Below are 21,675 nucleotides of genomic sequence, written 5' to 3'. Positions count from 1 at the left end.
AAACTGCCCACCGTTGTCTCAGGATATTTCACGACGGAATGGCGGCAACGCATTGAGGATCGCCTTGCCGTAGCGCTGGGTGACCAGGCGCCGATCGAGCAAGGTGATGGTGCCGCGATCCTCTTCGGTACGCAGCAGACGCCCGCAGGCCTGAACCAGTTTCAGCGAGGCATCGGGCACCGAGATTTCCATGAACGGATTGCCGCCCCGGGCCTCGATCCACTCCGACAGCGCCGCCTCGACCGGGTCGTCCGGCACCGAGAACGGGATCTTGGCGATCACCACGTGCTCGCAGTAGGCGCCCGGCAAGTCCACGCCTTCGGCGAAACTGGCGAGGCCGAACAACACGCTGGAATCGCCGCCATCGACCCGCGCCTTGTGCTTGTTCAGGGTTTCCTGTTTCGACAGGTTGCCTTGAATGAACACTTGCTTGCGCCAGTCGCGGTCGAGGCCGTCGAACACGTCCTGCATCTGTTTGCGCGAAGAGAACAGCACCAGCGTGCCGCGCGAGCCTTCGACCAGATCCGGCAACTCGCGGATGATCGCCGCGGTGTGAGCCGCGGCGTCGCGTGGGTCGGCCTTCAGATCCGGCACCCGCAGCACACCGGCGTCGGCGTGATGGAACGGGCTCGGCACCACGGCGGTGACGGCTTTTTTCGGCAGACCGGCGCGCATGCGGAAACGGTCGAAAGTGCCCAGCGCGGTCAGCGTTGCCGACGTCACCAGGCAGCCGTAGGCCACGTTCCAAAGGCTGCGGCGCAGGGTTTCGGCGGCAAGAATCGGGCTGGCGTTGACCTCGATGTCGAACAGCGAACCGCTTTCGGCCAGCGTCAGCCAGCGCGCCATCGGCGGGCTGTCTTCCGGGTCTTCGGCGGTGAACGCGGTCCACAACTCCCAGTTGCCCGACGCCCGCGACAACAGGCTGCCGAACAGCGGATACCACTCCTCGGCCTGATTGCTGGCGATGCCGATGTTGACCTCGCCGTCCATGCCTTCCTTGAGCAGGTCGGTCAGGCGGGTGAACAGATCGTTGAGCCGCGAATAACCCTTTTTCAGCTCGATGCCCATTTCGCGCATGTGCTCGGGAATCACCCCGCCGACGAAACGATGGCGTGGTCGTTCGCGACCTTCGACGTCTTCGCCGGGTTTGAAATCGGCAATCTGCTCGCACGCGGTGAACATGAACTGCTGCTGGGTCTTGATCTCGCGCGCCAGCTCGGGCACTTGCTCGATCAGCTTGCCGAGATCGCCCGGCAGCGGATGCTGGGCCAACAGTTTGGTGAGGTTCTTCGCGGTGGTTTCCAGCCAGTCGGCGGTGGAACGCAGACGCGTGTAGTGGGCGAAGTGGCCGATGGCCTTGTCCGGCAGGTGGTGACCCTCGTCGAATACGTAAATGGTGTCGCGCGGGTCGGGCAGCACCGCGCCGCCGCCCAAAGCGAGGTCAGCCAGCACCATGTCGTGGTTGGTGACGATCACGTCGACCTTGCCCATGCCTTCGCGCGCCTTGTAGAAAGCGCATTGGCCGAAGTTCGGGCAGTGGCGATTGGTGCACTGGCTGTGATCGGTGGTCAGGCGCGCCCAGTCGGCGTCTTCCAGCGCGTTGGGCCAGCTGTCGCGGTCGCCGTCCCATTTATTGCCGGCGAGCTTCTCGATCATGCTGGTGAACAGCTTCTGACTGGCCTCGTCGACCTCGATCTTGAAACCTTCCTCTTCGAACAGCTGGGCGGTGGCAGTTTGCGCGTGGCCTTCCTGCAGCAGCATGTCGAGCTTGGACAGGCACATGTAGCGGCCACGGCCCTTGGCCAGCGCGAAGCTGAAGTTCAGCCCGCTGTTGCGCATCAGGTCGGGCAAGTCCTTGTAGACGATCTGCTCTTGCAGGGCCACGGTCGCGGTGGCGATCACCAAGCGCTTGCCGGCCAGCTTCGCCGTCGGGATCGCCGCCAGGCTGTAGGCCACGGTCTTGCCGGTACCGGTGCCGGCTTCCACCGCGACAATCGCGGGGTCGCCACTGCGCCGGCCTTCGTCGTCGGTGTCGATATCCCCGAGGACTTTGGCGATTTCAGCGATCATCAGGCGCTGGCCGTAACGCGGCTTGAGGCTCTTGGCTTCAAGAAAACGCGAATAGGCGCCCTGGATCGTGGTTTTGAGTTCAGTGCTGATCATTGATTGTCGGGCGCTAAAAACGCTGGATAAATTTTCAGTGGTTTCGGATGGCGGCTATCATACCCCGCTAATTAATCCTGCGCAGAACGGAGTGCCCCAATGACACCTTTTAGCCTCGTTTATCCGCTGCATGTCCTGTCCGCCCTGGTCTGGGTCGGCGGCATGTTTTTCGCCTGGATGGTCCTGCGTCCGGCGGCGGTCAAGGCTCTCGACGGCCCTGCTCGCCTGACCTTGTGGGTGGAAGTGTTTCAAGGTTTTTTTCGTTGGGTCTGGGTCGCGGTGATCCTGTTGCCGATCAGCGGCGTGGGCATGTTGCATTTACAGCAGGTCGGTTTCGAGACCGCGCCGAAGTACGTGCAGGTGATGATCGGGCTGTACGTGGTGATGACGGCGCTGTTTATCCGGATTCAGGGTTTGATGCTGCCAGAGTTGCGTAAAGCCGTTGAAGCCAAGGAATGGCCAGTGGGTGCGGCGGTGCTGGGGCGGATTCGCCGAGTGGTGGGGATCAACCTGATTGTCGGGTTGGTGCTGGTGGCGATTGCGGCGGCGCGGCCGATGTTCTGACCCGCTGACGGCAAGCACTAAAAGCACTATTTGAGGTGAGGGGATTTATCCCCTCACCTCAAATAGTGAACAGTGCTGTTATTCAGAGGCGCTGTACGGTCACCGCCCCCGCCGCACCCACCGGTCCAGGCTGACCATCCGCCCCGGCCTTGCCGTTCTTGCCGCCATCGGCGCGATACACCAGGCAGCCCTTGGACTGGCCGCCCTTGCCCGCCTTGCCGCCAACACCCGCTGGACCACCGGCGCCGCCCGCAACGTTGACCTTGATCAGCTCGGCCGGAAACTCGCGCGGCACTTCCAGACGCACCAACGCACCCGGTGCACCCGGCTGGCCGTCACTACCATTGCTGCCGTCAAAACCATGACCGGCCGCGCCCCAGGTGCAGCCCGGATCTTCGCCGTTGCCGCCATCCAGGCCGACGAAACCCGGTGCGCCGGTGCCGCCACGGGCATCGACAAACAGTTTTGGCGCGTTCAGTGCCTTGAACTGCAAATTCAGATTGCGCCCGGCACGGGCAGCTTTTTCATAGGTGCCCGGCGCGCCGCGTGCGGTGATTAGGCTGCCTTCGGACAGTTCGGCACGAATGACTTTCATGTCCAGCGCCTGTTCACTCGGGACGATCGCGATGCGCGCTTCATGGCCCAGACGCAATTCACCGACGGTCAGCTCGGTCACATTGGCAGGAATCAGCAAGGTGCCGTAGTCCGCCACTTCCAGGCGTTCCAGCTGCAAGGTGCTGGCGGTGTTGGGCAAACGCATCAGGGAGTTGGTTTCGACGCTGACCACCTGGGCGCAGGCCAGAGGACTGATGAGTGCAGCGAGCAGGCAAAGTTTACGCATGGGAAGAAGCCTCCGGAGCGGCCGGGGCCGGGATGGTTTGCAGGTGAAAAACGCCGAACAGCAGGATGCGCAGACGGTCGCGCCACGGGTTGGGACGCCCTTTGACGCGCGAGAAAAGCAACTCCAGCACATGCAGCGCCAGCAGCGAGGCACCGGCCAGATTGACCAGCGCATGCAGCGGATGCACAAACGGCAGCAGCAGATTGACCACCACCACGCACCAGAACAGCAGGGTCAGCAAACGCCCCAGCCCCCAGAAAACCTTCATACGCTCCCCCGTGTCGGAATTATTCTTTGGGCGCACAGTAACGGCTTACGCGGGGGATAAGCCAGAGGGGCAAAAGAAAAAACATTTGTCAGTCGTCGGATCGCCGCCGGTTCGACGACGATCGTCGACCGGCAGCTCTAGCCTGCGGACTACAGACAAGTCCTAGCGATTGATATGCAACTCCACCCGACGGTTTTTTGCCCGTCCCTCGTCCATTGCGTTGTCAGCCACCGGCTCGCTCTCGCCGCGCCCTTCACTGGTCAGTTTGTCCGGCGCCAGGCCCTGACTCAGCAGGTACGCCGCCACGCTGCTGGCGCGTCGTTCCGACAGTGCCTGGTTGTAGGCGTCCGAACCTTTGCTGTCGGTATGGCCGATAACCTTGATGCTGACCACGTCGGCGTTGCGCAATTTGTCCATCAGCGTATCGAGCTGGGCCTTGGCGGCCGGGGTCAGATCCGACTTGTCGAAATCGAACAACACATTACCGGCATCGCTGAGGGTGATGACTTCCGATTGCGGCGCAGGTTCGGGAGCTTTTGCAGTGACCGGATATTGCGGCAGCGGACAGCCGCGATGATCGACCGGGGTATTGGCCGGGGTGTCAGGGCAACGGTCGCGGCGGTCGAACACGCCATCGCCGTCTTCATCGCCATCCTGGGCATAACAGATCAGCCCGCCAGTCAGAATCCCCAGCGCCGCACCGCCGCCGGCCCAGCCGCCACTTTCAATGGCGCCAAGACCGCCACCGACCAGCCCGCCGATCAGGCTGCAGATCGGCCACGTACGTTGATTGAGGGGGGCATCGCCATCGCTATGAGTGGCGCAACCGGTGAGCAGGCTGCCCAGCAGCAGCACCGGCAAGACGGACCTTGAGAAAACAGTCATTGTGAAAGCTCCTGTGTCACCGGCCCATACCGGTTACACAGGAGTAAAGACCCGCATCCGCGACTGCACAAGCCGCAGATGCGAGAGGGGCTAGCGGACGATTTTGATTTCGGTACGACGGTTCTGTGCGCGACCGTCAGCGGTTTTGTTATCCGCCACTGGCTGGCTTTCACCCATGCCCGAGACCGAAACGAAGCTGGCACGCGGCACACCCTGCTGAATCAGGTATTCCACCACCGAGTGCGCACGGCGATCCGACAGTTTCTTGTTGTAGGCATCGCTGCCGACGCTGTCGGTGTGGCCGGTCACGGTCAGTTGCGCCGTGGACGACTCTTGTTTCAGGCGTGTGGCGACTTTATCCAGCACCTGTTTGTCGGAGCCGGTCAGGGTGGCTTTGTCGAACTGGAAGTGCACATCGCGAATGACGATAGTTTCTTCCTTGACCACAACCGCCTCTTCTACCACTGGCGCAGGGGCAGGTGGTGGGCAGCCGTCAGCATCGACCTGCACGCCTTTAGGCGTGTGCGGGCACTTGTCGCGACTGTCCGGCACACCATCGCCGTCTTCGTCGCCATCACCGTGCACCCAGCAATAGGCGGCTGCCGTACCACCGACCACCAGCGCGCCATAACCGGCCCACGCCGAACTTTCCGTCGCGCCGAGACCGGCACCGACTACACCACCGACCGCCGCACAGGTCGGCCAGTCGGTTTTCTGCAAACCTGCGCAACCAGTCAACACACTGGTTAGCAGAATCAAAGGTAATGCTGTCCGAACTATGCTCATCTGGTTTTCTCCTGAGGGATCGGCTTAGAACCGATTCACGGAGTAAAGACCGGAGTTTTAATCTCCGCCAGCAATAGGCCACTGGCATTTGGGAGCGTGTTCACAGGGATTTGGCACTTTTGCCACGCGCGACAAATCGGGGTCTAGGCCGGATCCGTCTGGCGCGCTAGTCTTGGCGATCTGATTGAGGAGCTTCGATGAACGTCGCCATTTCTCCGCGCACGCCGCAACAGGCGCTGGCTGCTTTACTGGATCGCTATGCCCCGGCGCGTCTGCTGTTGATCGGCGCCAGCGAATTTCCGGCGCTCGCCGCTTTCAAGCAGGCACATCCGGACACCTGCGTGGCCCACGCCGCACCCGGTGCATTGCCCGCCGAACTGGCGGCGCGGCGCTTCGACCTGGCGCTGGTGGTCGATTGCCTGGAGCACCTGCCCAAGCGTGACGGCTTGAATCTGCTGGGCGGGATTCGCAACCTCAACGCCAGTCGCATTGCAGTGCTGGCGGATCTGCCGGCCAGCGGCTGGCAGGAAACCGATTTCTACTCGCTGGCGCTGCAGGCCAGTGAACGCTTCCAGCGTGACGATCAGGTACTGACCCTGTTCACCTATGATCTGCTTGACTACAAACAAGTCCCCGACTGGCTCAACTCGCGATTCTGGGCCAATCCGGAAAACTTCGGCAAATACTGGTGGTAATGCAATGAGTACAGCCATTTGCCCGTGCGGCAGCGGCAACCTGCTGGAGGCCTGCTGCGGCCACTATCACGAAGGCCACCCGGCGCCTTGCGCCGAAGCGCTGATGCGTTCGCGCTACAGCGCCTACGTGCTGGGGCTGATCGATTATCTGGTGGCCACCACCCTGCCCGCCCAGCAGGCCGGTCTGGATCGCCAGTCGATCAGCGCCTGGAGCGCGCAGAGCACCTGGCTCGGCCTTGAGGTCGAAAGCTCGGAAGTGCTCGGCGGCCAGCCCGAACATGCCTTCGTCACCTTTACCGCACGCTGGCACGACAGCCAGGGCGAACACAGCCACCGCGAGCGCTCCTCGTTCGTGCAGAACGCCGGGCGCTGGTACTTCATCGACCCGACCGTGCAGTTGAAGCTGGGGCGCAATGACGCGTGCCCGTGTGCGAGCGGACAGAAGTTCAAGAAGTGCTGTGCGGGGTATTTCGGCGCATAAAGGGAAGTGCCGACTAGACTGGGGCACAAAGGGAGTTTTTTCGATGCTCGGTCACTGTCGCACACTGCATGGCTTGTTATTGATGCTGATCCTGAACCTCGGCGGTTGCGCCTCATGGTTCAGCGACGACAGCGTCGACCCCGCCGTGCACCTGGTAAAAGTCGAGGTGGTGCGGGCCAAGCTACTCGAACAGAAATTCATCCTGCACTTTCGCATCGACAACCCCAACGACAGCGACCTGACCGTGCGCGGCATGGAATATCGCATTCATCTGGCAGACCTGTTGCTGGCCGAAGGCGAGCATGAACACTGGATCACGGTAGGGCCGAAAAGCAGCGCGTTCTATCGGATACCGATCCGCACCAACCTGTGGCCGCGGGTCAAGGACGTGGTGAAAATGCTGAAAAGTCAGCACCAGCAGGTGCCCTATCGATTGCAGGGTGAGATGGAAACCGGTTTATTCATCGCCCACTACGTGCACCTGGAGCGCAATGGCGTGATAATCCCCGCCGATTTAATTCCGGAGCACAACCGATGACTCAGCAACCTCATGTCCATGGCCCTGACTGCAACCACGATCATGACCATCATCACGACCATGGCCATGTCCACGGCCCGAACTGCGGCCACGCCCACCAGGAACCGGTGCGCAACGCCCTGAAAGACGTCGGCCGCAACGACCCTTGCCCATGCGGCAACGGCAAGAAATTCAAGAAGTGCCACGGCGCTTGATGTTTCGGGTGAAGATACTCTTCGCCTGAAAGAACGCCATCGCGAGCAGGCTCACTCCTACCTTCGAGCGCATTACTCCAGCTGGAATGCAATCACTGTGGGAGCTGGCTTGCCAGCGATGAGGCCGGCACATACAGCATTGATGTAGCCTGACGCTCCGCTATCGCTGGCAAGCCAGCTCCCACAGGTTTTTCAGGCGACTGCCAGAATCTGCGCAGCGCTGACCACCGTCGCATACTCCCCGTGCACATTCCCCAGCGACATCCCGTGCACTTCTTCGGCTGAACGCGGTGTGCCGAAATAATCGGCCTTGTCGAAGGTGAAACACGCATCCTCCGCCACCCACGCCTCAAACCCCAGATTGCTCGCCGTGCGCGCTGTGGATTCCACCGAGTTGTTGGTCGTTACACCAACAATGATCAATTGCCCGATCCCCGCCTCACGCAGCTGCTCTTCCAGCCCCGTGGCACAAAACGCATCCGGTACCTGTTTCTGGATCAGCCATTCACCGTCCTGCGGCATGAATCGCTGCTGAAATTCCACCCCTGACTGCCCGGGCCAGAACACCGAATCCGGTTCACGCGACAGATGCTGCACATGAATCACCGGCCGCCCGCTACTGCGCCACGCCCTCAGTAAATCGAGCATGCGTTCTTCGGCCTGCGGATTATTCCGCCGCCCCAGTCGCGGCTGCAGAATGCCTTGTTGCTGGTCGATGATGATCAGTGCAGCGTTGGCCTTGAGCTCCATGGCGTCTTCTCACGAGAGTCATTTGATTCCCGCACTTCATCACCCACCCCTGCAAATAAGCAAGCCATCAGACAATCATCGATCAATGGCAAGAAATAACCACTCGCCCCGCTTGCGCGGCCATCTCCTGCTCACTAACGTAGCGGCTTTATTGCGCCCCCAGCCTCTACACCCCCGCAGGAGCTTTGCCATGGCCTCGCCAGCCCTTACACATTTTCTACCCCGGTTCGGCGTTGCCGCAGCAGTGACCGGTGTCTTGAGCCTGTCCGGTTGCCAGACCTGGAACGCGCAGGACACCGTTCCTCCCACCTCCGGCGTGCAACCGCTCAAGGGTCTGGCACAGAACGTCTCGGTACGACGCAATGCCATGGGCATGCCGTTGATCGAAAGCAACAGCTTCCACGACGCGCTGTTCACCCTCGGTTACGTGCATGCCAGCGACCGCATCAACCAAATGGTCACCCTGCGCCTGCTGGCCCAGGGCCGACTGGCGGAAATGTCCGGCGCCTCGATGCTCGACGCCGACCGCTACATGCGCGCGGTCAACCTGAAGAAAAGCGCCGACGAGCTGTACAAGGCCTCGTCGCCACGCCTCAAGCGTTTCTTCGAAGTCTATGCGCGGGGCGTCAACGCCTACCTGTTCCGCTACGCCGACAAACTGCCGGGCGACCTCGCGTCCAGCGGCTACAAGCCGGAATACTGGAAACCGGAAGATTCGGCACTGATGTTCGCGTTGCTGAACTTCAGCCAGTCGGCCAACCTGCCGGAAGAGATTGCCTCGCTGGTGCTGGCGCAAACCGTGAGCAGCGACAAACTCGCCTGGCTGACCCCGTCCGCACCGGATGAAAACCTGCCACTGGCCGAGGCTGACAAGCTGCAAGGCCTCAAGCTCAACGGGCAGATTCCCGGCCTGACGGAGCTGAGCAACGCCAGCCAACAACTGGCGGCGGTGAATCTGCTCGGCGCCAGCACCTCGAACAACTGGGCCATCGCCCCGCAACGCAGCCGCAGCGGCAAGAGCATTCTCGCCAGCGATGCCCATGGCCCACTGGCAGCGCCGTCGCTGTGGACTTTCGTGCAGATCCGCGCGCCGAAATATCAGGCCGCCGGTGTCACCGTCGCCGGTTTGCCGATGGTCCTCGGTGGTTTCAACGGCAAAGTGGCGTGGAGCGCCACCAGCGTGCTCGGCGACAATCAGGACCTGTTCCTGGAAAAAATCCGCCGTCAGGGCAACAGCCTGACCTATGAGGTCAATGGCAAATGGCAGCCGCTGGGCGTGCGCAACGAAACCTATTTCGTCAAAGGCCAGCGACCAATTCGCGAAGCGGTGTACGAAACCCGCCACGGCGCGCTGCTCAACAGTGCTCAGGCCGTACAGGGCAACGGTTTCGGCCTGGCCCTGCAGACCCCGAGCTTCACCGACGACAAATCGCTGGACGCATTTTTCGACCTGACCCGCGCGCAGAACGTTGAACGTGCGTCAGACGCCAGCCGCGAGATCCGCGCCATCGCCCTGAACATGGTATTCGCCGACGCCAGCAACATCGGCTGGCAGGTCACCGGACGTTTCCCCAACCGTCGCGAAGGCGAAGGCCTGCTGCCATCGCCGGGCTGGGAGGGTCGTTACGACTGGGACGGTTACGCCGACCCGATGTTGCACCCGTACGATCAGGACCCGACCCAGGGCTGGCTCGGCACCGCCAACCAGCGGGTCATTCCTCACGGCTACGGCATGCAGTTGTCCAACTCGTGGGCGGCGCCGGAGCGCGGTGAGCGCTTGGCGGAACTGGCCAACAGCGGCAAACAGGACGGTCGCAGCGTGATCGCCATGCAGTACGACCAGACCACGACGTTTGCCGCCAAACTGAAGAAAATGTTTGAAGCGCCGGGCATGAAGCAGCCGCTGAAACAGGCGATCGACGCCCTGCCGGAAGCCGATCGCAACAAGGCGCGCGAAGCCTTCACGCGGTTGATGACGTTTGACGGCAAGCTCAGCCCGACCTCGGCGGATGCGGCGATCTATGAACTGTTCCTGCAAGAAAGCATGAAGCAGATCTTCCTCGATGAGCTCGGCCCGGAGTCGAGTCCGGCGTGGAAAGCCTTTGTTGCCAATGGCGACTTGTCCTACGCGGCGCAGGCCGATCACCTGCTCGGGCGCGAAGACAGCCCGTTCTGGGATGACTTGCGTACCCCGCAGAAAGAAGACAAAGCCGTGATTCTGGCGCGCAGTCTGGCCGCCGCGATCAACGCTGGCGACAGTCAGTTGGGTGGCGATCGCAAGGCCTGGCAGTGGGGCAAACTGCACAGCTACACGTGGAAAAACGCCAACGACCAGACCGTTCGCGGCCCGCTGGCAGCCGGTGGCGATCACACCACGCTCAATACCGCGGCGTTTGCCTGGGGCAAGGACTTCAACACCACGCGGGCGCCGTCGATGCGTTTCATCGTCGATTTCAGCCAGGCTGAGCCGCTGATGGGGCAGAACGGCACCGGCCAGTCCGGCAACCCGGCCAGCCCGAACTACCTCAACGGCATCGACGCTTGGCTCAAGGGTCAGTACATCGGCTTGCCGATGCAGCCGCAGAACTTTGACCGGGTGTATGGCAAGACGCGCTTGACCCTGACCCCCGGCAAATAAACGCAGTTCCCTTGTGGGAGCGAGCCTGCTCGCGAAGACGGAGACACAGTCAGAATAGATGTGTCAGTTAAACCGCTTTCGCGAGCAGGCTCGCTCCCACATTGGTTTTGTAGCGACTCGAAAATAATCGATAGAACTTCCAGACTCGCGCCAACCTCATAGCTAACAAGCCCCCCATTCTGGTAACGACATGGACCTTGTTATCGCCCGCCCCGAAGGTTTGTATTGCCCTGCCGGGGATTTCTACATTGATCCGTGGCGCCCGGTCGAGCGCTCGGTGATCACCCATGCCCACGGCGATCACGCCCGTAACGGCAATCAGCACTACCTTGCCAGCAGCGCCAGCGAAGGGATTTTGCGTGCGCGTCTGGGTCAGGACATCAACCTGCAAACCCTCGCCTACGGCCAGCGGCTGACCCATCACGGCGTGACCTTGAGTTTCCATCCCGCCGGGCATGTGCTCGGTTCGGCACAGGTGCGTCTGGAATACGGCGGCGAAGTCTGGGTCGCATCGGGAGATTACAAGATCGAACCCGACGGCACCTGTGCGCCGTTCGAACCGGTGCGCTGCCACACCTTCATCACCGAGTCGACTTTCGGCCTGCCGATCTACCGCTGGCAACCACAGGCGCAGGTGTTCAGCGAGATCAACCAGTGGTGGCAGGCGAACATCGCGGCGGGCAAGGCCAGCGTGTTGTTCTGTTATTCATTCGGCAAGGCTCAGCGGATTCTGCACGGCATCGACGCCAGCCTCGGCCCGATCCTCAGTCACGGTGCCGTCGAACCGCTGAACCGGGTCTACCGCGAGGCCGGCGTGTACCTGCCGCCGACGATCTACGCCGGCGACATCAAAAAATCCGACCCGATCATGCGTCAGGCGCTGGTCATCGCCCCGCCCTCGGCCGGTGGCAGCACTTGGATGCGCCGTTTCGGCGACTTCAGCGACGCCTTTGCCAGCGGCTGGATGCGCCTGCGCGGCACCCGCCGGCGGCGCGGTGTGGATCGCGGTTTCGTGCTGTCGGATCACGCCGACTGGCCGGGCCTGCTCTGGGCCATCGAACAGACCGGCGCCGAACGGGTGATGGTCACACACGGCTCGATCGGCGTGCTGGTCCGGCATCTGCGCGAACAAGGCCTGGACGCGCAGGGTTTCAACACCGAATACGGCGACGACGAAGAGGAGAACATTGGCGCCGAGCCGGTTATCGCCGAGGTGCAAGCATGAAAGCTTTCGCCGAGCTGTACGCCGAACTCGACGCCACCACGTCAAGCAATGCCAAACTGGCGGCGATGCAAACCTACTTCGCTCAAGCAGCACCACAGGACGCGGCATGGGCGGTGTACTTTCTGTCCGGTGGACGCCCGCGGCAACTGGTGCCGGTGCGCATCCTGCGCGAACTGGCGGTGGAAGTCTCGGGATTGCAACCGTGGCTGTTCGAGGAAAGTTATCAATCCGTTGGCGATCTGGCGGAAACCATTTCCCTGGTGCTCCCGGAAAATTCGCACAGCTCCGAGGCCGGTCTTGCCGAATGGATTGAAGACAAGCTGCTGCCGCTGCGCGGTGAAACCCCGGAGTACCTCGCCCGTCACCTGCCCGCGCTGTGGGCGCAACTGGATCGGCCGAGCCTGATGCTGTGCATCAAGCTGATCACCGGCAGTTTCCGCGTCGGCGTGTCGAAACTGCTGGTCACCCGCGCTCTGGCGTCGATGGCCGGCCTCGACAGCAAACGCGTGGCGCAGCGCCTGGTGGGTTACACCGACCTGTCGAACCGGCCGAACGCGACCAGCTACCTGAAACTGATCGCGCCGGAATCCGCCGATGAACATGCGCAACGTGGCGGCCAACCCTACCCGTTCTTCCTTGCGCATGGCTTGTCACAACCGGTGGAGGAGTTTGAAGCGCTGCTAGGGCCGGCGAGCAACTGGCAAGTGGAATGGAAGTGGGATGGCATCCGCGCGCAGGTGGTCAAGCGCGAGGGTCGGCTGTGGGTCTGGTCGCGGGGTGAAGAACTGGTGACCGAGCGTTTCCCCGAGTTCGACACACTGGTCCACGCGTTACCCGACGGCACGGTAATCGACGGCGAAATCGTGGTCTGGAAAAGCACCCATCCGAGCACCGCAGACGCCTTCGACCCGCAATCGAGCGCACCGCCGGCGGTGCAACCGTTCGCGCTGCTGCAGCAACGCATCGGGCGCAAAACCCTCGACAAGAAAATCCTCGAAGAAGTGCCGGTGGTGGTGCTTGCCTACGATTTGCTGGAGTGGCAAGGCGAAGACTGGCGCAACCGTCCGCAGGCCGAACGACGCGCGCAACTGGAGCAGGTCATCGCTCACGGTAACAACCCGGTGTTACTGGCCTCGCCGATTCTGACCGGCAGCGACTGGTTCGATCTCGCCCGCCAGCGTGAAGCCTCACGGCGCCTCGGTGTCGAGGGCATGATGCTCAAGGCCCGCGACGCCCTGTACGGCGTGGGCCGGACCAAGGACATGGGCGTGTGGTGGAAGTGGAAGGTCGATCCGTTCAGCGTCGATGCGGTGTTGATCTATGCCCAGCGCGGACATGGCCGGCGCGCCAGCCTGTACAGCGATTACACCTTCGCCGTGTGGGACGGCCCGCCCGAGTCCAGCCAACGGGCGCTGGTGCCGTTCGCCAAGGCCTATTCGGGGCTGACCGACGAGGAAATGCGCCAGGTCGACAGCATCGTGCGCAAGACCACCGTGGAAAAGTTCGGCCCGGTCAGCAGCGTCAAGCCGAGTCTGGTGTTCGAACTGGGTTTCGAAGGCATCGCCCTGTCGCGGCGGCACAAGAGCGGGATCGCCGTGCGTTTTCCAAGGATGCTGCGCTGGCGGCAGGACAAGACGGTGGATGAGGCCGATAGCCTGGCAACGTTGCAGGATTTGCTGGCCTGACCGGGTTTTCCGGGACAAACCTCCAATCATCCTGAATGAACATCCTGTAGTGAGTGGATTTTCTGGTGAGGAGATCTTGTGGTGAGGGGATTTATCCCCGATGGGCCGCGAAGCGGCCCCCCATCATTCTTTCAGTAAACCGCGTGTACCGGATTTGCGACTGCTGCGCAGCCGATCGGGGATAAATCCCCTCTCTACAAGTATTCTGAATCACTTAAAAATGCGTGCATCGACCCAACTTGGTGCAGCCTTCAACAGCCGCCCATTCCCGTGCACCAATCCCTCTCCCTCCTCCCTCCCCCAACCTTTTAAAACACTTGTTCGGGACTCTGGTTCGGAAATTGCTACTTTCTATAGGTCGTACGCGTTCCAGTAACAATAATTCTGCGCCACAAGCGCTCATATTGGTTCTTAGGGATTGAATAATGAAAAAAGCATTGCTGACCCTTTCTGCACTGGCGTTGTGCATGGCTGCCGGCTCCGCGCTGGCCAAGGAATACAAAGAGCTGCGTTTTGGCGTTGATCCTTCCTACGCACCGTTCGAGTCGAAAGCGGCCGACGGCAGCCTGGTGGGCTTCGACATCGACCTGGGCAACGCGATCTGCGCCGAGCTGAAGGTCAAGTGCAAATGGGTTGAAAGCGACTTCGACGGCATGATTCCGGGCCTCAACGCCAACAAATTCGACGGTGTGATCTCGTCGATGACCGTGACCCCGGCCCGTGAAAAGGCGATCGACTTCTCCAGCGAGCTGTTCTCCGGCCCGACTTCCTACGTGTTCAAGAAGGGCTCCGGCCTGAGCGATGACGTCGCTTCCCTCAAGGGCAAGTCCGTCGGTTACGAGCAAGGCACCATCCAGGAAGCCTACGCCAAGGCCGTATTGGAGAAGGCCGGGGTAAAAATCCAGGCGTACGCCAACCAGGATCAGGTCTACGCCGACCTGAAAAACGGCCGTCTCGACGCCTCGATCCAGGACATGCTGCAAGCCGAACTGGGCTTTTTGAAGTCGCCGGATGGCGCCAACTACGAAGTCAGCAAGCCGGTCGACAGCGAATTGCTGCCAGCCAAAACCGCTGTCGGTATTAAGAAAGGTAACAAAGAGCTGAAGGCGCTTTTAGATAAAGGTATCAAAGCGTTACACGATGACGGCAAATACGCCGAGATTCAAAAGAAACACTTTGGCGATCTGAATCTGTACAGCGGTAAATAATGCCCTGGCGCCCATCAGTCGATGGGCGCCTTTTCCATCCGCTCAGGTTGCTGATTTATGTTCGAAAACCTCTTACAAAATCTGGGGCTCTCCGCCTTCAGCCTCAAGGGCTTTGGCCCGTTGCTGTTGGAAGGCACCTGGATGACCATCAAATTGTCCGCGTTATCGCTGCTGGTGGCCGTGTTGCTCGGGCTCTTGGGCGCCAGTGCCAAACTGTCGAAATCCAAACTGCTGCGCCTGCCTGCCCAGCTCTACACCACGCTGATTCGCGGGGTGCCGGATCTGGTGCTGATGCTGCTGATTTTCTACAGCCTGCAAACCTGGCTGACCGCCCTGACCGACGTCATGGAGTGGGACTACATCGAAATCGACTCTTTCACCGCCGGGGTGATCACTCTGGGCTTCATCTATGGCGCGTATTTCACCGAAACCTTCCGTGGGGCAATCCTCGCCGTACCACGCGGTCAGGTCGAAGCGGCCACCGCTTATGGCCTCAAGCGCGGCCAGCGTTTTCGCTTCGTGGTGTTCCCGCAAATGATGCGCTTCGCCCTGCCGGGCATCGGCAACAACTGGATGGTGATGCTCAAGGCCACCGCGCTGGTGTCGATCATCGGCTTGGCCGATCTGGTCAAAGCCGCGCAGGACGCCGGTAAAAGCACCTATCAACTGTTCTACTTCCTGGTACTCGCCGCCTTGATCTATCTGCTGATCACCAGTGCATCCAACGTCATCCTGCGCTGGCTTGAGCGTCGCTACGCCGCCGGTGCCCGGGAGGCCGTACGATGATCGAACTCCTGCAGGAATACTGGAAACCCTTCCTTTATACCGACGGCACCAACATCACCGGTCTGGCGATGACCCTGTGGCTGCTCAGCGCCTCGATTTTCATCGGTTTTCTGGTATCGATCCCGTTGTCGATCGCCCGTGTGTCTTCGCATTTCTATGTGCGCTGGCCGGTGCAGTTCTACACCTACCTGTTCCGTGGCACGCCGCTCTACATCCAGTTGCTGATCTGCTACACCGGGATCTACAGCCTGGCCGCCGTGCGCGCGCAGCCGTTGCTCGACAGTTTCTTTCGCGATGCGATGAATTGCACGATCCTCGCGTTCGCCCTCAACACCTGCGCCTACACCACGGAGATTTTCGCCGGGGCGATCCGCAGCATGAACCATGGCGAAGTCGAAGCGGCCAAGGCCTACGGCCTGACCGGCTGGAAGCTGTACGCCTACGTGATCATGCCCTCGGCGCTGCGCCGGTCGTTGCCGTATTACAGCAACGAAGTGATCCTGATGCTGCACTCGACCACCGTGGCCTTCACCGCGACCATCCCCGACATCCTGAAAGTTGCGCGGGACGCCAACTCGGCGACCTACCTGACCTTCCAGTCGTTCGGCATCGCCGCGCTGATCTACCTGACCATCACCTTCGCGCTGGTCGGCCTGTTCCGCCTCGCCGAACGCCGATGGCTGGCATTCCTCGGGCCGACCCACTAGGAAAACCTGTAATGCGACACCAGATCCATGACCTGTTGGCCCCGGTGCCGGGGACCGCACGACAGATCCACAGCTTCCACTTCGGCCCGGAGCAGGCCCAAGGCAAGATCTACATCCAGTCCTCGCTGCATGCCGACGAAATGCCCGGCATGCTCGTGGCCTGGCACCTCAAGCAGCGACTGGCGGAGCTGGAAGCCGCCGGGCGCCTGCGCAGCCAGATCGTGCTAGTGCCGGTGGCCAATCCGGTCGGCCTCGAACAAGTGCTGATGGACGTGCCGCTGGGCCGGTACGAGATGGAGAGCGGGCAGAATTTCAATCGCTGGTTCGTCGACCTCAGCGAAGAAATCGGCAACGACATCGAGGGCAAACTGGGCGACGACCCGCAGCGCAACCTTGAGCTGATCCGCGCCAGCCTGCGCAACGCCCTCGCCCGTCAAACGCCCGGCACACAACTGCAATCCCAGCGCCTGACCTTGCAACGGCTAGCGTGCGATGCCGACATGGTGCTGGATCTGCACTGCGATTTCGAATCCGTGGTTCATCTCTACACCACGCCCGAAGCGTGGCCGCAGGTCGAGCCGCTGGCGCGTTACATCGAAGCTCAGGCCAGTCTGCTGGCCACCGATTCCGGCGGCCAGTCATTCGACGAATGCTTCACCCTGTTGTGGTGGCAACTGCAGGAGCGCTTTGGCGAACACTTCGAGATTCCGCTGGGCAGCTTTTCGGTGACCGTGGAATTGCGCGGCCAGGGTGACGTCAATCACCCAATGGCCAGTCGTGACTGCCAGGCCTTGATCGATTACCTGATCCAGTTCGACGCGATCGTCGGCGAGACCAAGCCGCAGCCGCCCCTGCCGTTCCCCGCCACGCCGCTGGCCGGCGTCGAACCGGTGACCACGCCGGTGGGCGGCTTGCTGGTGTACACCGCCACGGCCGGGCAATACCTGCAAGCCGGGCAACAGATTGCCGAAATCATCGACCCGATCCACGACCGGGTCACCCCCATTCATTGCACTGCCGCCGGCCTGCTGTACGCCCGCTCGCTGCGGCGCATGGCTACTGCCGGTATGGTGATCGCCCACGTGGCGGGCGCCGAAGCCTATCGCAGCGGCTATCTACTTTCGCCTTGAGGATGTCTGTCCCATGTACAAATTGACTGTTGAAGGTCTGCACAAAAGCTATGGCGACCATCAGGTACTCAAAGGCGTTTCGCTCAAGGCCAAGACCGGCGACGTGATCAGCCTGATCGGCGCCAGCGGCTCGGGTAAAAGCACCTTTTTGCGCTGCATCAACTTCCTCGAACAACCCAACGACGGCGCCATGAGCCTCGATGGCCAGGCGATCCGCATGGTCACCGACCGCCACGGCATGCACGTCGCCGACCCGAATGAACTGCAACGCCTGCGCACGCGACTGGCCATGGTGTTCCAGCATTTCAACCTGTGGAGCCACATGACCGTGCTGGAAAACATCACCATGGCCCCGCGCCGGGTGCTGGGTTGCAGCAAGCAGGAAGCTGAAGACCGCGCCCGCCGCTACCTGGACAAGGTCGGCCTGCCGGCGCGTGTTGCCGATCAGTACCCGGCGTTTCTCTCTGGCGGCCAGCAACAGCGGGTGGCGATTGCCCGGGCGCTGGCGATGGAGCCGGAAGTGATGCTGTTCGACGAACCGACCTCGGCACTCGACCCGGAGCTGGTGGGTGAGGTGTTGCGGGTGATTCAGGGTCTGGCTGAAGAAGGTCGGACGATGATCATGGTGACCCATGAAATGAGCTTCGCCCGCAAAGTCTCCAGCCAGGTGTTGTTTTTGCATCAAGGGCTGGTGGAAGAAGAAGGCGCGCCGGAAGACGTGCTGGGCAATCCGCGCAGCGAACGGCTGAAGCAGTTCCTCAGCGGGAACCTCAAGTAACAGACGCAGATAATAACCTGTGGGAGCGGGCTTGCTCGCGAAAGCGGTGTGTCAGTCAAAACTGTTCTAACTGGCACACCGCTTTCGCGAGCAAGCCCGCTCCCACAATGGTGTAGGTAATCGCACAAAATTAAACTTGTCCCGCAACGGCGCGGTCACTGAAGGAACACTTTCAGAGCGCACGCCGCCGGTATGCCCACCTCCACCGACTTCGCAAAACTCTGGTTCAGCGCACGCAACTGGAAGCCGTTCGCCTTTCAAAAGCAGGTGTGGGCCGCCGTCAAACAAGGTCAGTCGGGGTTGCTCCATGCCAGCACCGGCGCCGGTAAAACCTATGCGGTGTGGTTCGCCGCGCTCAACCGCTTCGCCCGCATCAAACCCAGCGTTGCAGACAGCAAAAAACGCAAAACGCCAGCCGAACCACTGACCGTGCTGTGGATCACGCCGATGCGCGCTCTCGCGGCCGACACCGCGCGCGCCTTGCAAGCGCCGGTCAGCGATTTGCAGATTCCGTGGAGCATCGGTCTGCGCACCGGCGACACCAGCAGCGCCGAACGTGCGCGTCAGGGCCGGCGCCTGCCGACCACGCTGATCACCACCCCGGAAAGCCTGACCCTGCTGCTTGCCCGAGCCGACGCCAGGACTGCGTTGTCGAGCCTGCGGATGATCGTTGTCGATGAATGGCACGAACTGCTCGGCAACAAACGCGGCGTGCAGCTGCAACTGGCCCTCGCCCGTCTGCGCCATTGGCAACCCGAGCTGATCGTCTGGGGCGTTTCTGCCACCCTCGGTAATCAAGCCCACGCCGAACAGGTGCTGATCCCACAGGGCGGCGGGATCAGCGTGCAGGGCCAGAGCGAAAAATCACTCAAGGTCGACACCTTGATCCCACCGGCCATCGAGCGTTTTCCCTGGGCCGGGCACATCGGTCTGAAGATGCTGCCGCAGGTTGTTGCCGAACTGGACGCCTGCGCCAGCAGCCTGGTGTTCACCAACACCCGCGCGCAGTCGGAAATCTGGTATCAGGCGTTGCTCGAAGCGCGGCCGGACTGGGCCGGGCTGATCGCGCTGCACCACAGTTCACTGTCCCGCGAGACCCGCGACTGGGTCGAGCAAGCGTTGAAGGACGGCAAGCTGAAAGCCGTGGTCTGCACTTCGAGCCTGGATCTGGGCGTGGACTTTTTACCGGTGGAACGGGTCCTGCAAATCGGCTCGGCCAAAGGCGTAGCGCGACTGATGCAACGCGCCGGGCGCTCCGGTCACGCGCCCGGGCGCACCTCGCGAGTGACACTGGTGCCGACCCACAGCCTGGAACTGATCGAAGCCGCTGCCGCAGGCGACGCCGTGGCGCAACGACTCATCGAACCGCGTCTGTCGCCGCACAAACCGCTGGATGTGCTGGTGCAGCATCTGGTCAGCATGGCGCTGGGCGGTGGCTTTATTCCCGAAGAGCTGTATGAAGAAGTGCGTGGTGCCTGGGCTTATCGTGATCTGACACTGGCAGATTGGGCCTGGGCGCTGGCTTTCGTACGTCACGGCGGGCTTTCTCTGACGGCCTATCCGGATTACCGCCGGGTCGAACCGGATGAACACGGCGTCTGGCGCGTGCCCGATGCGCGATTGGCGCGCCGTCATCGCATGAGCATCGGCACCATCGTCAGCGACGCGAGCATTAATCTGAAATTCTGGAGCAAGGGTGGCGGCGGCAAGCAGTTGGGCAGCGTCGAGGAAGGTTTTATCGCGCGGCTGAAACCGGGTGACGGCTTTCTCTTTGCCGGGCGCCTGCTGGAGTTGGTGCGGGTGGAGAACATGACCGCGTACGTCAAACGCAGCACCGCGAAAAAAGCCGCCGTGCCGCGCTGGAATGGCGGGCGGATGCCGCTTTCCAACGAATTGGCCGCCGCTGTCGTCAGCCGCTTCACGGCGGCAGCGCGCGGTGAGTTCGCCGGCCCGGAAATGCAGGCGCTGCAACCGTTGCTGCAAACCCAGGCGCGTTGGTCGGGTCTGCCCACCTCCGACAGTCTGTTGGCCGAAGCGCTGAAATCCCGTGAAGGCTGGCACCTTTTCCTTTATCCGTTTGCCGGGCGCCAGGTGCATCTGGGGCTCGCCAGCCTGTTGGCGTGGCGCGTGAGTCAGCGCCAGCCGCTGACGTTCTCGATTGCGGTGAATGATTACGGGCTGGAGTTGCTCAGCGCCACGCCGGTCGATTGGTTCGAGCAATTCGATGCGGCGCTGCTCAGCCCCGAGCATCTGCTGCGCGACGTGCTGGCCAGCCTCAATGCCGGGGAGTTGGCGTTGCGGCGTTTTCGCGAGATCGCGCGGATCGCCGGGCTGGTGTTCGCCGGCTATCCCGGCGCGCCGAAAAGTACCCGCCAGGTACAGGCTTCCAGCGGATTGTTCTTCGAAGTGTTCAAACAATACGACGCTGACAACCTGCTGCTGGCTCAAGCCGGGGAAGAAGTCTTACGGGAAGAACTGGATATTCGTCGTCTGGAACAGACATTGGAGCGGATCAACCGGATGAAACTGGACATGCACCTGATCAAACGTCCTACACCGCTAGGCTTTCCGTTGCTGGTGGAGCGCATGCGCGAAAGCATGAGTTCGGAAAAACTCGCTGACCGCATCCGGCGCATGGTCGGCGATCTGGAGAAATCCGCCGACAAGGGTCAAGCCTCATGAGCGCAGCGTATCCAGTGCGCCTGGCCGGTGAAGAACTCTGGCTGCTGCCGGAAAAGGCCCTGTACTGGCCGGCGCAGCAAGCACTGCTGATCGCCGATGTGCATTTCGGCAAGGCCGCGGCCTATCGCAGCCTCGGCCAGCCGGTGCCACAAGGCACCACGACGGCGAACATCGAAGTGCTCGACCGCTTGCTGGCCAGACTGCCCTGTCGGCAACTGATTTTCCTCGGTGATTTTCTGCACGGCCCCGGTTCGCATGCGGCGGGCACGCTGAATGCACTGGCCGAATGGCGTGCACGGCACGCGGATCTGCCGATGACGCTGATTCGCGGCAACCACGACAAACGTGCCGGAGATCCACCGGCGGCGCTGAATATCCGCGTGGTTCCGGAGCCCCTGCTGCTCGGGCCGTTTGCCCTGCAACACGAACCCGCCCCACATTCCGAACGACACGTGCTGGCCGGGCATGTGCATCCGGTCTATCGGCTCAACGGCAAGGGGCGGCAGCGTTTGCGCCTGGCATGTTTTCGACTGGGTGAGCGATTGAGCCTGCTGCCGGCCTTTGGTGCCTTTACCGGTGGTTATCAGGTCGAGAAAGACGCTCAGTGCAGGATTTTCGTCATCGGCGACAACGAAATATGGCCCGTCAGTTGAGGTCTTGGGCAAACCTCA

At 61.7% G+C, this 21,675-nt stretch carries 21 protein-coding genes; 15 read left to right on the top strand and 6 right to left on the bottom strand.

Translation table 11 applies throughout. The features are described 5' to 3' along the window. Window positions 1–18: 18 nt before the first annotated feature. Window positions 19–2,163: an ATP-dependent DNA helicase DinG gene (gene dinG / locus HDC30_RS05565; RefSeq protein ID WP_003222341.1), complete on the bottom strand. Its 2,145-nt coding sequence runs from the start codon at window positions 2,161–2,163 to the stop codon at window positions 19–21. Between the two features lie 99 nt (window positions 2,164–2,262). Here dinG and HDC30_RS05560 point away from each other — a divergent pair, with 99 nt between their 5' ends. Beyond that, window positions 2,263–2,727 (top strand): CopD family protein, encoded by a 465-nt coding sequence (locus HDC30_RS05560; protein ID WP_041070611.1) that lies wholly within the window; start codon window positions 2,263–2,265, stop codon window positions 2,725–2,727. Between the two features lie 82 nt (window positions 2,728–2,809). Here HDC30_RS05560 and HDC30_RS05555 read toward each other — a convergent pair whose 3' ends face one another. The 4 genes from HDC30_RS05555 to HDC30_RS05540 all read right to left on the bottom strand — a co-directional run bounded on the left by HDC30_RS05555 (window position 2,810) and on the right by HDC30_RS05540 (window position 5,507). After that, window positions 2,810–3,568 (bottom strand): collagen-like protein, encoded by a 759-nt coding sequence (locus tag HDC30_RS05555; RefSeq protein ID WP_027614361.1) that lies wholly within the window; start codon window positions 3,566–3,568, stop codon window positions 2,810–2,812. Beyond that, window positions 3,561–3,836 carry a DUF1145 domain-containing protein gene (locus HDC30_RS05550; protein WP_183781501.1) on the bottom strand — a complete coding sequence of 92 codons (276 nt, stop codon included), beginning with the start codon at window positions 3,834–3,836 and terminating at the stop codon, window positions 3,561–3,563. Before HDC30_RS05550 ends, HDC30_RS05555 begins: the two co-directional genes overlap by 8 nt. A gap of 162 nt (window positions 3,837–3,998) precedes the next feature. Then, window positions 3,999–4,721: an OmpA family protein gene (locus tag HDC30_RS05545; RefSeq protein ID WP_183781498.1), complete on the bottom strand. Its 723-nt coding sequence runs from the start codon at window positions 4,719–4,721 to the stop codon at window positions 3,999–4,001. A gap of 90 nt (window positions 4,722–4,811) precedes the next feature. Beyond that, window positions 4,812–5,507 (bottom strand): OmpA family protein, encoded by a 696-nt coding sequence (locus tag HDC30_RS05540; RefSeq protein WP_098967546.1) that lies wholly within the window; start codon window positions 5,505–5,507, stop codon window positions 4,812–4,814. A gap of 197 nt (window positions 5,508–5,704) precedes the next feature. Between HDC30_RS05540 and HDC30_RS05535 the strand changes: the two genes are divergently transcribed. From HDC30_RS05535 to HDC30_RS05520, 4 genes are read left to right on the top strand one after another with little or no spacing between them, the layout of a single operon-like run. Continuing rightward, window positions 5,705–6,202: a DUF6231 family protein gene (locus HDC30_RS05535; protein WP_183781495.1), complete on the top strand. Its 498-nt coding sequence runs from the start codon at window positions 5,705–5,707 to the stop codon at window positions 6,200–6,202. Window positions 6,203–6,206: 4 nt separating this feature from the next. Then, entirely contained in the window at window positions 6,207–6,683 is a 477-nt protein-coding gene (locus HDC30_RS05530; protein ID WP_183781491.1) for a YchJ family protein, read from the top strand. Window positions 6,684–6,726: 43 nt separating this feature from the next. Continuing rightward, a complete protein-coding gene (locus HDC30_RS05525; protein ID WP_027614355.1) occupies window positions 6,727–7,221 on the top strand; it encodes an LEA type 2 family protein in 495 nt (164 codons plus the stop codon). Continuing rightward, on the top strand, window positions 7,218–7,415 hold the full coding sequence (locus tag HDC30_RS05520) for an SEC-C metal-binding domain-containing protein (RefSeq protein WP_183781488.1): 198 nt from the start codon (window positions 7,218–7,220) through the stop codon (window positions 7,413–7,415). The genes HDC30_RS05525 and HDC30_RS05520 overlap by 4 nt, the downstream gene beginning before the upstream one ends. A 192-nt stretch (window positions 7,416–7,607) precedes the next feature. Here the strand turns inward: HDC30_RS05520 and HDC30_RS05515 are convergent, their stop codons facing one another. Beyond that, window positions 7,608–8,165: a cysteine hydrolase family protein gene (locus HDC30_RS05515; protein ID WP_183781485.1), complete on the bottom strand. Its 558-nt coding sequence runs from the start codon at window positions 8,163–8,165 to the stop codon at window positions 7,608–7,610. Window positions 8,166–8,355: 190 nt separating this feature from the next. Between HDC30_RS05515 and HDC30_RS05510 the strand changes: the two genes are divergently transcribed. The 10 genes from HDC30_RS05510 (at window position 8,356) to pdeM (ending at window position 21,657) form a co-directional block, all read left to right on the top strand. Beyond that, window positions 8,356–10,803 carry a penicillin acylase family protein gene (locus tag HDC30_RS05510; RefSeq protein ID WP_183781482.1) on the top strand — a complete coding sequence of 816 codons (2,448 nt, stop codon included), beginning with the start codon at window positions 8,356–8,358 and terminating at the stop codon, window positions 10,801–10,803. A gap of 190 nt (window positions 10,804–10,993) precedes the next feature. Beyond that, complete coding sequence (locus HDC30_RS05505) at window positions 10,994–12,028, top strand: ligase-associated DNA damage response exonuclease (RefSeq protein ID WP_098967542.1); 1,035 nt, start codon at window positions 10,994–10,996, stop codon at window positions 12,026–12,028. Next, window positions 12,025–13,713, top strand: coding sequence for an ATP-dependent DNA ligase (locus tag HDC30_RS05500; protein WP_183781480.1), 1,689 nt, complete (start codon window positions 12,025–12,027; stop codon window positions 13,711–13,713). The genes HDC30_RS05505 and HDC30_RS05500 overlap by 4 nt, the downstream gene beginning before the upstream one ends. Before the next feature lie 425 nt (window positions 13,714–14,138). Beyond that, on the top strand, window positions 14,139–14,921 hold the full coding sequence (locus tag HDC30_RS05495) for a transporter substrate-binding domain-containing protein (RefSeq protein ID WP_003222321.1): 783 nt from the start codon (window positions 14,139–14,141) through the stop codon (window positions 14,919–14,921). Window positions 14,922–14,978: 57 nt separating this feature from the next. After that, window positions 14,979–15,707: an ABC transporter permease gene (locus tag HDC30_RS05490; protein ID WP_003222319.1), complete on the top strand. Its 729-nt coding sequence runs from the start codon at window positions 14,979–14,981 to the stop codon at window positions 15,705–15,707. Beyond that, window positions 15,704–16,414: an ABC transporter permease gene (locus HDC30_RS05485; RefSeq protein WP_097086541.1), complete on the top strand. Its 711-nt coding sequence runs from the start codon at window positions 15,704–15,706 to the stop codon at window positions 16,412–16,414. The genes HDC30_RS05490 and HDC30_RS05485 overlap by 4 nt, the downstream gene beginning before the upstream one ends. 11 nt (window positions 16,415–16,425) lie before the next feature. After that, the gene (locus tag HDC30_RS05480; protein ID WP_097086538.1) at window positions 16,426–17,544 is read left to right on the top strand and encodes a succinylglutamate desuccinylase/aspartoacylase family protein; all 1,119 of its coding nucleotides are present in this window, start codon (window positions 16,426–16,428) and stop codon (window positions 17,542–17,544) included. A 13-nt stretch (window positions 17,545–17,557) separates the two neighbouring features. Continuing rightward, the gene (locus HDC30_RS05475) at window positions 17,558–18,322 is read left to right on the top strand and encodes an ABC transporter ATP-binding protein (protein WP_123586990.1); all 765 of its coding nucleotides are present in this window, start codon (window positions 17,558–17,560) and stop codon (window positions 18,320–18,322) included. A 192-nt stretch (window positions 18,323–18,514) separates the two neighbouring features. Continuing rightward, entirely contained in the window at window positions 18,515–21,004 is a 2,490-nt protein-coding gene (locus HDC30_RS05470; protein WP_183781477.1) for a ligase-associated DNA damage response DEXH box helicase, read from the top strand. After that, on the top strand, window positions 21,001–21,657 hold the full coding sequence (gene pdeM / locus HDC30_RS05465) for a ligase-associated DNA damage response endonuclease PdeM (RefSeq protein ID WP_150370399.1): 657 nt from the start codon (window positions 21,001–21,003) through the stop codon (window positions 21,655–21,657). Before HDC30_RS05470 ends, pdeM begins: the two co-directional genes overlap by 4 nt. The last annotated feature ends 18 nt before the right edge of the window (window positions 21,658–21,675 follow it).

It is taken from the genome of Pseudomonas sp. JAI115 (assembly GCF_014200835.1).
In the GTDB taxonomy this organism is placed as follows: domain Bacteria; phylum Pseudomonadota; class Gammaproteobacteria; order Pseudomonadales; family Pseudomonadaceae; genus Aquipseudomonas; species Aquipseudomonas putida_A.
Note: the sequence above shows the minus strand (reverse complement) of the source record. Positions and strands in the feature narration are given on the sequence as shown.